We start from the raw sequence: 15,196 nt of genomic DNA, 5'->3' as shown, positions 1-15,196 counted from the left end.
TCACTTGTATTGTGTGTTCATTGATACTTGATCTTACTGATTGCATACCGATATAACATTCCGTCATGATATCGCTTTACTCGTTTGTTCAAGGCATTGAAAAATGGCAATTAGTTTATTTGATATGTTTAAGATCGGTATTGGACCCTCTAGTTCTCATACCGTGGGGCCTATGAAAGCGGCTCAGATGTTCGTCAGTGCCTTGGTGGATGCTGGGCTTCTGTCTCAAGCAGCCCGAATTAAAGTGGAATTGTATGGCTCTCTTGGTGCGACCGGTAAAGGGCATGGTTCCGGACCAGCCATATTGCTCGGGCTGGAGGGGCATTTGCCGGATACCGTCGACCCGGACATTATCGAGCCTCGTAGCCATGAAATCCTGGCTGGTGGCAGGATTTTGCTGATGGGAGAACATGAACTGCCTTTTATTGAAGCTGATGATCTGGTCTACCATCGCCAGACATCACTACCATATCATGCTAATGGTATGACCTTTACGGTTTGGGATGCCAGTGGTCATCAACTTGTACATAAGATCTATTATTCCGTGGGCGGAGGATTTGTTGTTGATGAAGAAGCTGCAGGTGCTGATCGGATTGTTGAGGATTCCACGTCGTTGCCATATTCGTTTTCCACTGCCAAGGAGTTGTTGGAAATCTGTGAACAGACGGGATTGACGATTGCGGACATTATGATGGCTAACGAGCAGGTCTGGCGTACTGAAGCGGAAATTCGGGAGGGCATTCTGCAAATATGGCAGGTGATGCAGGATTGTGTTGCCCGTGGTATTCGCCAGGAAGGTATTTTGCCGGGTGGACTAAAAGTCAAACGGCGTGCCCCTTCGTTGCATCGTGAACTGAAAAACCGTACCCGTATGGATATGATCACTCCATCGTTGGGAGCTATGGATTGGGTGAACCTTTATGCGCTGGCGGTCAACGAAGAAAATGCTGCTGGAGGACGGGTAGTGACTGCTCCGACCAATGGTGCAGCTGGGATTATTCCTGCGGTATTACACTATTATAATAATTTTTGCCCTAATTCAGACGAGGACGGTATTGTTCAGTTCCTCCTGAGTGCAGCGGCAATAGGTATTTTATTTAAAGAAAATGCTTCGATTTCGGGTGCAGAAGTAGGGTGTCAGGGAGAAGTTGGGTCTGCCTGCGCTATGGCCGCTGCAGGTTTGGCCGAAGCGACCGGAGGGAGCCCTCTTCAGGTTGAAAATGCGGCTGAGATTGGTATGGAACATAACCTAGGGCTGACTTGTGATCCGATAGGTGGGCTGGTACAAGTCCCGTGTATAGAGCGAAATGCTATGGCCTCCCTGAAGGCTATTAATGCCGCCGCGCTGGCACTTCGAGGCAATGGAGAGCACTTTGTTTCCCTTGATAAAGTGATCAAGACCATGCGTGATACTGGTCGGGATATGCTGGAAAAATATAAAGAAACTTCACGCGGTGGATTGGCCGTGAATGTCATTGAGTGCTAAACATGTCTTGCTGTTTTGGCCAAGTTCAAGAGTGGTTTTTTGAAACTACTCAGTTTTATAAATATTATCTGACTGAACGGTCAGGAGATATAATTATCCAGGCAGAGCATGTGTTAAAAAATGAGAAATGAATCATGTTCTTAGCGTGTTAGCTGAACCGAAAATATTTCTCCGACCTTTTTTTGACTGTTTGCCAGCTGAATTTTTTTATCACATTTTGTAAAACCTGCTACTTTGATAGTTATGACTCAAAAAAACTCATGGATTTTTAGATGTCTGTAGCAGAATGAAGTGAGAAAAACGAGTCGGCAAACATAAACTTTGAATTTGTTAATATCTTAAGTTAATCTGAGGATGGTAACAATTTTGTTACATTCAAGATTAGGCAATATTCATAAGGAGTAATGATGAAAAAACTGCTTGCGGTAGCTGCTTTGGCTACGACACTTCCATTGTCTCATTTTGCAATGGCTGATGAAGATATCGGTTGTGGTCTCGGTACAATGATCTTTGATGGAAAAACCGGCAAGGTGTATAAAGTTCTCGGTGCAACCACCAATGGTACTTCTGGTAACCAGACCTTCGGTATTACTTTTGGTACATTGGGTTGTGATGGAACAGGTACAGTTGATTCTGCTGAAAAACTGGCTTTGTTCATTGACGGCAATATGGATAACCTGGCACGTGATATTGCCAAAGGTGAAGGTGAAACGCTTTCAACTTTGTCTGAAGTCTGGGGCGTTCAGGAAGCTGATAAGCCAGCATTCAATCAATTGGCTAAAGAAAATTTTGTGAAGGTGTTCAGTTCAGAGAATGTGACTTCCAATGAAGTTCTGAACAATCTGAATATTTTGGTTGCCAAAGACGAAGCTCTTTCTGTTTACGCAATTTAATTCATTCAGAAAACATCCATTTAAGTGCCCGTAGAGGGCACTTTTTATTTGTGAACGAATGTGATCAGACTAATATTTATTTCGACGTTTTTTCTGGGTTCAGTCAATTTATTTTCTCACGCACAGGCGGCTCCGCCTGATCTTGATATTCAGCAGCTTGCTCATAGTCAATACTGGTTAAAGCTCGGACACTATTTGCAGGGACGTTTTTCGGGTTATGTGAGTACCGCGGATTCGGATTCTTTTTTTTTGGCAGATGGAGGCAAATATGATCCATTGTCAGAACTTAATGCCACTCTAAAAGCCTTATACAGCGATGATATCGCTGCAGCAACAGCCATGCGATGTAAGTTTCCGGCACGTTATACATGGTTGGAAGCGCAGCAGGAACGTGATGCGGAGTTGAATTGTCCTGAACTTGATACTTGGCGACAGGCCCTTGATCCTGAGGGGCTAACTCTGGTGTTTCCGACCGCTTACATGAACAACCCTTCTTCCATGTTTGGTCATACGCTGTTGCGTGTTGATGCCCGCGACCAAACTCGTAGCCGGGAATTGGTTGCATTTGCGATTAACTTTGCTGCTGAACCGGATACTCATGACAATCCCGCTGTATATGCGTTAAAGGGGTTGATTGGTAGTTATCCTGGACGTTTTACGGTCATGCCTTATTACCGCAAAGTACGTGAGTACAATGATATTGAGTCGCGTGATATCTGGGAGTACAAACTTTTGTTTACTCCCGAGGAAGTGGAGCGCGTGCTGTTGCATCTATGGGAAATGCAGCAGGCTGAATTTGACTATTTTTTTCTGGATGAAAACTGCTCTTATCAGTTGCTGGCTCTATTACAGTTGGCACGTGATGATTTGTCGTTAGTAGATGGTTTTGATATTGCCGCAATTCCGTCTAATACTGTTGCAAAGTTAGTGCACTCAGGCCTGACGCAACCGCCAGCTTATCGGCCGGCATTTGGAACCCGTTTGCTGCATGAGTACCGGGAAATTGATGATCGATTGTTTGCTGCCGCAAAATTGGCCAAACAGGGGATCTATCCGTCGGCAGAAGAGTTTACCGAAAGAGAACGAGCAGCCATTATTGAGTTTGCCTATGAATGGTTGAATTTTGAGTTATATGATGAAGGGTTGGCGCGGGATGTTACGGCGAAACAGTTAACTCGATTGCTGTATCAGCGCAGTATGCTTGATTCAGGTTCTCCGTTTTCACCTGTACATCGGCCAGACGTGTCACCAGAGCAGGGACATGGATCCACCCGGCTTGGCTTTTCCTACAACGCCTATCAGCATGATTCAAACCGTATTGGGTTCGAGTGGCGCGCGGCGTATCACGATATGTTCGATAATCCGGCAGGTTATATTCCAGGAGCAAAAATCAGTTTCTTTGATGCTCAGGCCAGTCTGGACGAGGACTGGCACTTGCGCCTGGATCGTTTTTATCTGGTTGATTCCATGGCTTTGGCTCCGAGCAATCGAATATTCAGTAGTCTGGCTTGGAGTGTGAAGGCCGGTTATGACCGCCAGGGCCCTGGCCAGTATGGGAGAGGTCTGGCACAGCTGGGGTTTGGTAAGGCTTTTGGAGCAGCAGACGGTCTGCATCTCTATGGCCTGGTAGCGGAAGAAATCAATTATGGTGCGCTAACGGATGACGAGGTTGAACCAGGGTTGGGAATACGAGCTGGAGTGCTCGTGCCAGGGGGGAGCTCTCATCGTCTGGGGGTTGAAGGTGAGTGGCTGGCACTGTTTAACTCTGCCACCCCTGACCACTCCGAAATTACCGCAACCTGGCAGTGGAGTATTCAGCGAAACTTGGCTTTGCGTTCAGAGTTATCCTATCAACGCTGGGGAGATGATCAGTTAAGCGGTAAATTGACTGGGCTCTGGTATTTTTAGTGTCGCTTTGAAAGTTGCTTCGTCATGTCAACGCGGCTTTAAGAGGGAGCTGCCTATGGGCGGAGTTGACACGTTCTGCGTGAGATAAGCCAAGTTTTAAGGGGTCTATAACGTGTCAGGCAGGTTATGTAAACAGGCCACAACTTCTGTCAACCGGACGGGCATGCCTCACCAATGTTGGGATATACTCCGTATTATCGTTAGAAGCTAGCAGAGCACAGTTATGTTAAGAACCTATTCCGAATCAGTCACTGCCCAGCGTGCCAATGGGTTGGTGACTTCCCTGCAACAGCGTTTCGTTAACAAGCTTGAAGCGCTGGATCAAAGCCATGGTGATAAAGGTGTCTTTGAGCCTTTTGAATGGCTGCGGGATGGTGGCCTGTACGGAGGAGGAATTCGCTACATGGCACCCACCATGGGTATCTTTAACCGTGGATCGGTTAATGTCTCGCATGTGCATTACAGTGGTAATCCGGAAAAGTCCCTTGATTCCGCTACGGCCATTTCTACGATTATTCATCCCATAAGTCCAAATGCCCCGTCGGTTCATATCCATATCAGTTGGACCGAAATGAAAAACGGTGAAGGTTATTGGCGAATTATGGCTGACTTGAATCCGTCCAATCCAGTTGAAGAAGATCGCCAACTGTTTGAGCAACGTCTGCAGGCAGTCGCCGGAAATATATATCAGGAAGGTGCTGCGCAAGGGGATAAGTATTTTTATATCCCCGCATTAAAGCGGCATCGTGGAGTCAGTCACTTTTACCTTGAAGCGTATCGGACGGAAGATGCCAATGCAGATTATCAGCTGGCCCGGAGAATGGGGGAAACGGCCATTGATACCTATGTCCAGATCCTGGCCCGGGCTTTAGACACCCGCCCCGAATACTCAGACGAAGCGCGTCAAAAGCAATTGGATTACCACACATTGTACCTGTTTCAGGTACTGACTTTGGATCGTGGCACCACCTCTGGGCTGCTGGTGCATAGCCAGAATGATATTGGCATACTGGCGTCTCTGCCGGCGCGGGTGAATAAAGCGTTGTTAAGCAGTTGGCGCGCGCAGATGCCCTCTCCTCAGGATGAACTGCTGGATGCCATCGTGGCGGAAATTCCAGAAGATCCAGGGGCCGAGATTGTTGATGTTACCAAGGAGCGTTTGGCTGAGGCTGTACGCCGGCATTATCAAAAAAACCCTCAGGCACTGACTATGCAGGCTACCGGTCATGTGGTGCCACCGACTGTTCAGAATCATCGTTGACAGATGCTCCCCCGAGTGGATGGTGACTCGTTTGCTGTCCGCTGCAAAATATCCTCAAGCTTATCACTTCTGTGGTGTCGCATTTTATAGCTGTGCCGTTTAGGGATGATTTGTCGGCTTTCAGCCGATATGTTCCTGAACAAACAAATCCATGTCGTAATTGGTTAACTCCCCTGTCGGTGCTGTCCGCACAATCGCATCAGTCTAGCCCAGGAGCCAGAAGGGCTGTTGCCGGTTTCATTGAACCGGTCATTGTTGTGAGGAGCAAATATGCAAAAATATTCCGGCTTTGGGCTGATTCAACATGCTCTGAGTTATCATGAAAACTGGCAGCGGGTATGGCGCAATCCTAAACCCGGAAAACATTACGATGTGGTGATTATCGGTGGTGGTGGGCATGGTCTTGCAACTGCCTATTACCTCGCTAAAGAACATAACATCAGTAATGTTGCGGTAATTGAAAAAGGGTATCTCGGGGGAGGTAATACGGCCCGGAATACCACCATTGTCCGTTCAAACTACCTCTGGGATGAAGCCACACGTCTGTATGAACATGCCATGCAATTATGGGAAGGGTTGTCACAGGACCTGAATTACAATGTTATGTTTTCCCAGCGGGGGGTGTTGAATCTTGGCCATACCTTGCAGGATATGCGTGATATCGAGCGTCGGGTTAATGCCAATCGTTTGAATGGTGTCGATGGGGAGGTACTTGATACCCGTCAGGTTCAAGAGCTGGTGCCGCTCATGGATTGTTCTGCCAACCGCCGTTATCCGGTATTGGGAGCTTCCTGGCAGCCACGGGCCGGTGTGGCAAGGCATGATGCAGTCGCCTGGGGATATGCCCGTGCGGCAGATGCGCTAGGGGTGGACCTGATACAACAGTGTGAGGTGACCGATATTGTCATTGAAGATGGTGCCGCTGTTGGTGTGCAGACGCGTAATCAAGGGGTTATCAAAGCGAATCGCATCGGTTGTGTGACCGCTGGTAATTCCAGTGTGATGGCGAAGATGGCGGGCTTCGAACTACCGCTGGAATCGCATCCATTGCAGGCGTTGGTGTCAGAACCTATAAAACCGGTTCTGGATACAGTGGTGATGTCGAATCATGTCCATGGGTATGTTTCTCAGTCGGACAAAGGTGATTTAGTCATTGGTGCCGGTATCGACGGTTACAATGGTTACGGTCAGCGTGGTTCCTATCCAACCATCGAACATACCATTCAGGCCATCGTCGAATTGTTTCCTGTCTTCAGTCGGGTACGTATGAACAGGCAGTGGGGAGGAATCGTCGATACTACGCCAGATGCTTGTCCGATCATATCCGCTACACCAGTGGAAAATCTGTTTTTTAATTGTGGTTGGGGAACCGGTGGTTTTAAGGCAACACCGGGATCAGGCAACGTTTTTGCCGCAACATTGGCCAAGGGTGAAGCACATGAACTGGCCAAGCCTTTCAATATGTTTCGTTTTTATGATGGATCATTGATCGATGAGCATGGCGCGGCGGCCGTTGCCCACTAGCAGGAGTCACTGATTATGTTGCAAATCTATTGTCCCCATTGTCGGGAATATCGTGAGGAAGAAGAGTTTCACGTGGCGGGTCAGGCGCACATTACCAGACCGGAAAATCCAGATGCCTGTAGTGATGAAGAATGGGGGCGGTATCTGTTTTTCCGTTCCAATCCAAAAGGCCTGCATCATGAGCTGTGGATGCATGCGGCAGGCTGTCGTAAATATTTCAATGTTACTCGTGATACCGTGACTTACGTGATTCATGAAAGCTATAAAATTGGTGAACGCCCAGAGGTAACCGCATCGTGACGACTCAAAAAAACCGTCTTGGTTCAGGAGGTCGCATTGACCGCAGTAAAGCGCTGATATTCACCTACAACGGTAAGCCTTACTCTGGATTTCATGGCGATACTGTGGCCTCAGCACTATTGGCCAATGGTATCGATATCGTGGGGCGCAGCTTCAAATACAGTCGGCCGCGCGGCATTGTTGCTGCTGGAGCAGAAGAACCCAACGCGGTACTGCAATTGGGAGCGACCGCTGCTACCCAGGTGCCCAATGTAAGGGCGACTCAACAGGAGCTTTATAACGGTCTGGTCTGCCGTTCCACTAATGGTTGGCCAAGCGTCGAATTTGACCTGATGGGAGCAGTTGGAAAAATCGGAGGAAAAATGATGCCTCCGGGGTTTTACTACAAAACTTTTATGTCTCCACCGTCCATGTGGCCAACCTATGAAAAATACATTCGTAAAGCTGCAGGTCTGGGGTCATCTCCGACCGAAGCGGACCCGGATATGTATGATCATATGAATCATCATACTGATGTCATGATTGTCGGTGCTGGTCCGGCAGGCTTGGCAGCTGCGAAAGTCGTTGCAGCGTCAGGTGCGAGGGTGATCATTGCGGACGAACAGGCCGAGTTCGGTGGTTCTTTATTGCACAGTCTTGAGCAAATAGACGGAGCTCCGGCTATAGACTGGGTGAAGCAGACGGTGAGTGAATTACAGGGCTGTGACAATGTTCTGCTGCTGCCGAGATCCACGGCCAATGGTTATCATGATCATAATTTTTTGACAGTACATGAACGCTTAACCGATCACTTGGCGGATAAGGCACCTAGCGGTATGGTTCGCCAGCGTATGCACAGGATCCGGGCCAAATGGGTTATCCTGGCGACTGGAGCTCAGGAGCGGCCTTTGGTCTTTGGTAACAATGATATTCCCGGTTGCATGCTGGCATCAGCAGTATCTATTTACATTCGTCGCTACGCTGTCGTTCCAGGGCAGCGGTTGGTTCTGATGACAACCAATGATTATGGCTATCAGACTGCGATGGACTGGCAAAATGCCGGTCGCGAAGTGGTTGCCATTGTCGATACTCGTCCCGCAGCAGATGGTGAACTTGTCGAGCAGGCGCGCCAGTGTGGTATTCGGATTATAACGGGATCGGCGATCACTGAAGCACATGGTAAAACACGGGTTTCCGCTGTTTCTGTTGCTAAGTTAAATTCTTCTTCTGAAAAAATTCAAGGACCAATAGAAAATCTGGAATGTGATACGGTTGCCAGTTCCGGGGGCTGGAGTCCGGTGGTGCATTTGTCCTGTCATACCGGTAGCAGACCTGTATGGCGAGACGACGTAATCGGATTCGTTCCCGGTGAAACGGTACAGAAACAACTGACTGCAGGTGGTATTAACGGCACATATTCGTTATCAGCCTGTCTTGATGAGGGGCTGCGCATGGGGGCTGAAGCAGCCGGTAATTGTGGTTTCTCTGTGACGTTATCTGAACAACTGGAAGTGGCTGATATTCGTATCTCGCCGCCGATGGCGTTGTTTCATATTCCCCATCAAAAGCCAACCAGCCGAGCCCCAAAACAGTTTGTTGATTATCAGAATGATGTGACCGCAGCGGCAATAGAGCTGGCAGTCAGAGAGGGCTTCGAGTCCATTGAGCATGTTAAGCGATATACCGCTATGGGATTCGGCACAGATCAGGGCAAGCTTGGAAACATTAATGGCATGGCCATCGCTGCCAAAGCCCTGGGACGTTCAATTCCAGAAACCGGAACCACTGTGTTTCGCCCTAACTATACGCCGGTGACATTTGGTGCCATTGCCGGGCGGAATTGTGATGACCTGTTTGATCCTGAACGCTACACGGCTATGCATGATTGGCATCTTCGTAATAATGCCATGTTTGAGGACGTTGGGCAGTGGAAACGCCCCTGGTACTACCCTAAAGCTGGAGAGTCTATGGCCGTTGCTGTGAATCGTGAGTGCCTGGCGGTGCGTCAGGGGGTTGGGATTCTGGATGCCTCTACGCTTGGTAAAATAGATATACAGGGGCGCGACGCGCGAGAGTTTCTGGGGCGGATTTATACCAACGCCTGGGCCAAGCTTGCTGTGGGTAAATGTCGTTATGGCCTGATGTGTGGTGAAGACGGGATGGTGTTCGATGACGGGGTAACATCTTGCCTGGGAGAGCATCATTTTCTCATGACAACCACCACCGGTGGCGCAGCCCGGGTACTGCAGTGGCTGGAGTTGTATCATCAAACCGAGTGGCCAGAACTTGAGGTATATTTTACCAGCGTGACTGACCATTGGGCCACTATGACCATATCCGGTCCGGACAGCCGTCGCTTATTGGCTGAATTATGTGACGATATCGATTTGGATCGTGATTCTTTCGGTTTTATGGACTGGCGTCAGGGCACGGTTGCAGGTGTGCCTGCTAGGGTTTTCAGAATCTCGTTTACTGGAGAGCTTTCGTTTGAAATCAATGTCCAGGCTAATTATGGCATGCAGGTTTGGGAAGCACTTATAGAGCGTGGTCAGGCATATAAACTAACACCCTACGGTACTGAAACCATGCATGTTCTCAGAGCAGAAAAAGGTTTCATTATTGCTGGTCAGGATACTGATGGATCAGTCCATCCCTATGACTTGGGAATGCCATGGGCCGTAGCACCCAAAAAGCCGTTCAGTTTTGTTGGTAAGCGTGGTATGGCCAGAGATGATTGTCAGCGCCCAAATAGAAAGCAACTGGTTGGTTTGTTGACTAAAGATCCTCAAGTCGTACTGCCCGAAGGCGCGCAGGCCGTTGCTGATCCCAATCAGGCTGTTCCAATGAAGATGATTGGGCATATATCATCCAGTTACTACAGTGCCAATCTCGGGCGCAGTATCGCCTTGGGATTTATCGTTGGAGGGCACGAAAAAACAGGACAAACGGTGTTTTATCCATTGTCGGATGGCCGTGTTATTGAGGCGGAGATCTGTAGCCCGGTATTTATTGATCCACAGGGGGAACATCAAAATGTCTGATACAAATGCAGTGGTCATGGACCAATGGTCTCCCAGTGTGACGGGACTGAGTCCTTTGCACCATGTGGATAAGACAGCGCAAAAATCGTCGGCAGCTGTTCAGCTATGGGAAAATGCTCTGCTGGGGCATCTGGTGTTGCGTGGAGACAAGGATAGCGGCCTGAGTGCAGCACTTGAGAAAGTGACGGGATTGTCGTTGCCAGATGTATTATTGAGTGCGGTTCAGGGCGAGTTTACCATACGCTGGGTTTCTCCTGATGAATGGTTGCTGACCTTACCGATCGAACAGGCATTTACGATAGAATGTGCCTTGCGCGCGGAGATGAGTGGTCATTTTGCGATTGTTAATGTCTCAGGGGGACAGACGATAATACAGCTGTCAGGCTCTGAGGCGCTAAACATTCTGAAAAAATCGACGCCTTATGATGTCCACGAAAGTAATTTCCCGATAGGTAAGGTGGTCACGTCTGTATTTGCCAAAACTCAGGTGTTACTGCGTCGTTGTGACGAACACCAGTGGGAGCTGGTGGTTCGACGCAGCTTTGCGGATTATCTATGGTTATGGTTGCAGGAAGCTGGTCGCGAATATGGAGCGGTTTTATCCTGATGAAGGGTAGGAGAAGTTTATTGGCAGACTTCTCCAAGTACGACACTGGCCAGCTTAGGTTGTGAATCTGTAACATCGTTCCTGTGCAGCGTAAGTCGTAAAGATTGTTTGAGTACGATCTCCTCATACTGAGGAGATATCAAACGGTACCACTTCCAGACAGTCAGTCCTTTTGCTAACTCATCATCTCAATTATTAGCAACATCCCTAAGAACATAAAGGCCGTATATAAATGCATTGAGGGTATTGTCTCGGATGACTCCAGGTTGCCAATATAATTCAGTGTTGCAACGGAGTTTCGGGTGCTGGTGTAGGTCGATTCGCTCCAATAGAGGGTAACTAATATTGTCCTTGACGCTGGCATATCTCTCGAACATGTCACGGTGAGCTTACTGCTGCCCATTTTTGAGGATATTTTCCGTTTCATTAACTAAAGCGGCCTAGCGGTAACTGTTTTTATCAGGATTTATTGAAAAATTTCTGAGTCTCTTATCCGGTCAGTAGGATATCGCTTTTAAATTGTTCGAAAGACTCCAGATATTTTAGTGAAATTTCTATCTCATCAAAAAGATCAACGTCTTTAGATGCCAAATATACTCCGCTGATGCTTGCATCCCTGCTCGGGTCTGTCTGCGCTAGAGGAACTCCAGTCTATGTGATGGTGCTTGCCTGAAATGAGTTACGTTTTTTTATCCAGTGTAATCTTGTCATTTACAGGAGCTGAGGGGAGTGGATGTCGTATTGTGTTTTATTGATCAAGATAAGTTGATTGAGTTATTACCCTATTCACCATCCATTTGGTTGAGATTGTTGTGGATCCATCGAATAGAGTTTAAATAGCAATAATAGTGATAGAAAGGGTGTTTTTTATTGGTTAGTAGGGTGTCGATATTGGCTGGTGGATCGATAAAAACTTCATTGTATGTTTTGTTTTCAAAGTTGACAATTTCATCAATGTCAACCTGCACAAAACCACTCATTTTGTTAATCATGGCTGAGTCATTGGCTGCGATGCTGTATTTGTTATAGCGAACATTTCGGCACAACCAGTTAAACGACTCCAGATAATGACGGTCTATACTCACAATGTGTTTCAATATTAACCCTGTGACCTGTTGTTCCTGCTGATAAATGGAAAGTGACGAGCTATGCTGTCGAATACATGCAAGCAGATATTCGTACATTTCGGGCCAGCCTGTGCTGTTTTGATGATACCCGGTTCCTGCCAGAGGTGTTTTGCTGGCCTTTTTTAAGATGATTTCAGTATCCAGTATCCAGAATGGATCTCGAAAATCTTTTGTTGGCAGTTTAAGTGATGGGATTGTTACACCTGTATGGCAGGTAAATTTATTAGCCTCTTTAACAGTTAAAAAGAAGTGGGTGCTGTTATTATTCAATATACTCAGGTTTTCCATGAGTTCACAAAAAGTCCCTTGATAACCAAAGTCGATAATCAAGGTTTTTTTATGACCAATACCCAGCTCTTTAAGCTGTTGAATGAATTCTTGTTCTATGTTTTCAGATGTTTTTCTAAGTGTGTCTTGTTCCTGCTCAATGACCTGTTCTAAATGTTTGAGTTTATCCAACACGTTCACGTAAGATGTTGTTGCATGATTGAAGTGGTGGGCAAAATAATATTTTAAGAAACTTTCGGTATGAAACAGGCGGGAGAATTCTTTATGGGAACAATATTTATAGCTGATAAACCGAATGTTATATCGGGAAATCTCTAACTTTTTAATGTCGATATTAGGGAATTCAGGTGCAAGTAAATCCCTGTAAAAATCAAATACGCTGCCTAGGATAATAAATTGCTCAATACCCTGCTGTTGAACCAGTGTTTTGATTTTCTGCAGGCTGATATGCAGCAGAGGCGTAATAACCTGGCTGATGTACGTTCGATAATATTGTTCGTGATCTGAATGATCAGCGTTATATGTATTGAGACCAGGCATATAATGTATGGCGGGTGCCAGTTTGATCGAGCCAAACTGAAAATCACTTTGGATGTTGTCGCCAATATGAGTGACCTCATTTCCGTATTCTTTGGCAACACAATCAAATAGTTTGCCAAATCCTTCTTTCGAGCAACCCTGCTCACAGGAGACAAATATTTTCTGATAAAAGTCTGGAACATTAAGGGTTTCGAGAATATAACGAAGGTGCTGAGAATTCAGATACATGTCCGAGGTTAGTACGAAAGTATCATCAGGATGACTCGTGACAAAATCTAGAATTTCCTTGTTAACTATTAAGTACTGGCCTTCAAGGTTGAGTTCCTGCTGAATATCCTCGCCGATGTCCTGATAAAACTGGTCGATTGTCTGGCTTTGATAGTGCTCTCTGTGTAATGCCAGTCTGGCTTTTCTGAAGTCTTTTGGCAGTCGCAGCAGCGTGGTTTCTGCTGGTTCTGTTCTTAGGAGTAAAGTATCAAAAATATCCAGACTGTAAATCATGACTGCCGCCTCCTTATGGTGCGTCCTTTTTGCCAAGGGCAGATGGTTTAGGAAACTAATTTAGCGATGGCGTCGATAGTGTCGATTTTGTCAATATCGATATCTGCGATATCTATGTCTGCGCCCAATTCCTGTTCCAGAAAAGCCAGCAGTTCTATCAGTGCGAAGCTGTCAATCAGGCCGCTGGTAAACAATGGATCTGAATCGTTAACAGATGATAAGTCTATGCCGAGTTCGGAAGCGATGTGTTCTCTGATTTTACTTTGATAATCACTCATTTACATTTCTCATGAATTATTGATGGCTAATTACGTATCTGGATTATTATGTAGCATATCCAATGCCTGTTCTAGCGCTTCGCCCGTTGTTTTCCAGTATTGGTCTGCTCTTATCATGTCGAGATGATCTCCCGGGCAGGGAATGACAGCCTTAAGGTTGACATATTCAGTCCAACCGTAATCCGGTGTCCATTTTCTCAGATTATCCCACCAGGCAATCTCTTCGCTGCGTACCAGTACAGTATTGACGGGACAATAAGACGCAACATAATTGTTAACAGCTTCTCTGCCAAGCTGAAATGCCTTTCTAATAGTTTTAGGCAGATTTGGAATCGAATTATGGTCTTCGTAAGTGACAATGGCTTTTTTCTTCGTGTCCAATTTACCCTTATTAAAATATTGTGCATATAATTTTTCTGCATACCAACGTGCATAGATTGGCAGCCGAACGATTAAAGGCTTCAGTGGAGGAAGGTTAGGTGGTTTGGTATCAAGCAGGACGACTCGTGCATCATGAGATGAATTCTTCAAAATTCGGGCGATCTCAATGGCTATCAATCCTCCCATGGAATAGCCAATCAGATAATATGGACCCTCAGGGTGACTTTCTAATATCTGTTCGGCCATCAGACGTGCATTGTCTTCAATGGTGTTGTATTCATAACCTCTGAAAACAGGGTGGAGCAAGCCATAAGTTTTCCATTTGTCTGACAGACCACGGGCAATTAACTGTGATGAAATAACATGACCACCAATGCCGGAGATCTTAAAAATGGGTATTGTGTTTTCCACTGGTTTATTATCCAGTGAAAGGACCAGACTTTTTTTATTGAGTACTTGTTTGGTCATGTCCTTTACCGTGTGTTCCTTCGTTGTTCTCATCGTGTCCATAATTTAAGTCCTGTACAACCTGGTTGAATAAAAAGGTTGTCAGTCCGTCCTAATTTCGATATGCAATTCCATGTTTTTAGTGTGGTAAAAACACATGCTACATATTCTAGCCTGGATCTATAAAGTTACTTGCTGCGATCCCCCGGACGTACTCTTTTATTTTAGACAATGTGCCGAATATTTTTACAAATATCTGTCAGCGGGTGCAAAAAAATACTGGATTTAAAAGTATTTCCTGAATGTTAGTATATTTCTGTTTTTTAGTAAAAAATATCTCTTTGTAATAAAAGCTTTCCATTTAAGAGTATGGCTGGTTTCGTCTCAGTATGCACTGTTCTTGTCCTGAATTATTTTATTATCTGGGTAATTTAATGTGTTTGATATTTAACCGTCATACCTTTTTTAAAATTTGATTCCAGGCAGTTTGCTGATTTATGCTTTGTTGAGAGTAATGCTGCACTGAATATTCTTAAAAGGCATATTTATGACCTCTGTGGACCTCAAAATCCGTATGTGGCGGACATTGTTAATGATGCTTTTTTTGCAGTAACAAAAATCGACAGACTGTTATC

11 protein-coding genes are annotated in these 15,196 nt (G+C 46.1%); 8 read left to right on the top strand and 3 right to left on the bottom strand.

Annotated features, from left to right (window positions below; translation table 11 throughout):
- The first annotated feature begins 103 nt into the window (after window positions 1-103).
- The 8 genes from ACQY6I_RS12865 (at window position 104) to ACQY6I_RS12830 (ending at window position 10,999) form a co-directional block, all read left to right on the top strand.
- Window positions 104-1,486, top strand: a complete 1,383-nt coding sequence (locus tag ACQY6I_RS12865; protein ID WP_428241891.1) for an L-serine ammonia-lyase — start codon at window positions 104-106, stop codon at window positions 1,484-1,486.
- 407 nt (window positions 1,487-1,893) lie between these two features.
- Complete coding sequence (locus tag ACQY6I_RS12860) at window positions 1,894-2,379, top strand: DUF3015 domain-containing protein (protein WP_428241890.1); 486 nt, start codon at window positions 1,894-1,896, stop codon at window positions 2,377-2,379.
- 60 nt (window positions 2,380-2,439) lie between these two features.
- Window positions 2,440-4,287, top strand: coding sequence for a DUF4105 domain-containing protein (locus tag ACQY6I_RS12855; protein WP_428241889.1), 1,848 nt, complete (start codon window positions 2,440-2,442; stop codon window positions 4,285-4,287).
- 223 nt (window positions 4,288-4,510) lie between these two features.
- On the top strand, window positions 4,511-5,548 hold the full coding sequence (locus ACQY6I_RS12850) for a coproporphyrinogen III oxidase (RefSeq protein ID WP_428241888.1): 1,038 nt from the start codon (window positions 4,511-4,513) through the stop codon (window positions 5,546-5,548).
- Window positions 5,549-5,818: 270 nt separating this feature from the next.
- Entirely contained in the window at window positions 5,819-7,072 is a 1,254-nt protein-coding gene (locus ACQY6I_RS12845) for a sarcosine oxidase subunit beta family protein (RefSeq protein WP_428241887.1), read from the top strand.
- 15 nt (window positions 7,073-7,087) lie between these two features.
- On the top strand, window positions 7,088-7,372 hold the full coding sequence (locus tag ACQY6I_RS12840; protein ID WP_428241886.1) for a sarcosine oxidase subunit delta: 285 nt from the start codon (window positions 7,088-7,090) through the stop codon (window positions 7,370-7,372).
- A complete protein-coding gene (locus ACQY6I_RS12835) occupies window positions 7,369-10,392 on the top strand; it encodes a sarcosine oxidase subunit alpha (RefSeq protein WP_428241885.1) in 3,024 nt (1,007 codons plus the stop codon). Before ACQY6I_RS12840 ends, ACQY6I_RS12835 begins: the two co-directional genes overlap by 4 nt.
- Entirely contained in the window at window positions 10,385-10,999 is a 615-nt protein-coding gene (locus ACQY6I_RS12830; RefSeq protein WP_428241884.1) for a sarcosine oxidase subunit gamma, read from the top strand. Before ACQY6I_RS12835 ends, ACQY6I_RS12830 begins: the two co-directional genes overlap by 8 nt.
- A 782-nt stretch (window positions 11,000-11,781) precedes the next feature.
- Here the strand turns inward: ACQY6I_RS12830 and ACQY6I_RS12825 are convergent.
- Genes ACQY6I_RS12825 through ACQY6I_RS12815 form a run of 3 tightly spaced genes read right to left on the bottom strand, consistent with a single transcriptional unit; the run spans window position 11,782 to window position 14,582 of the window.
- On the bottom strand, window positions 11,782-13,455 hold the full coding sequence (locus ACQY6I_RS12825) for a hypothetical protein (protein WP_428241883.1): 1,674 nt from the start codon (window positions 13,453-13,455) through the stop codon (window positions 11,782-11,784).
- A gap of 47 nt (window positions 13,456-13,502) precedes the next feature.
- Window positions 13,503-13,733 (bottom strand): acyl carrier protein, encoded by a 231-nt coding sequence (locus ACQY6I_RS12820; protein WP_428241882.1) that lies wholly within the window; start codon window positions 13,731-13,733, stop codon window positions 13,503-13,505.
- A 30-nt stretch (window positions 13,734-13,763) separates the two neighbouring features.
- Window positions 13,764-14,582 (bottom strand): alpha/beta fold hydrolase, encoded by an 819-nt coding sequence (locus tag ACQY6I_RS12815; RefSeq protein WP_428241881.1) that lies wholly within the window; start codon window positions 14,580-14,582, stop codon window positions 13,764-13,766.
- Window positions 14,583-15,196 lie beyond the last annotated feature (614 nt).

Origin of the sequence: Gynuella sp. (assembly GCF_050297175.1) — a bacterium.
Classification (GTDB): domain Bacteria; phylum Pseudomonadota; class Gammaproteobacteria; order Pseudomonadales; family Natronospirillaceae; genus Gynuella.
This window is presented reverse-complemented; position numbering and strand designations above follow the sequence as displayed.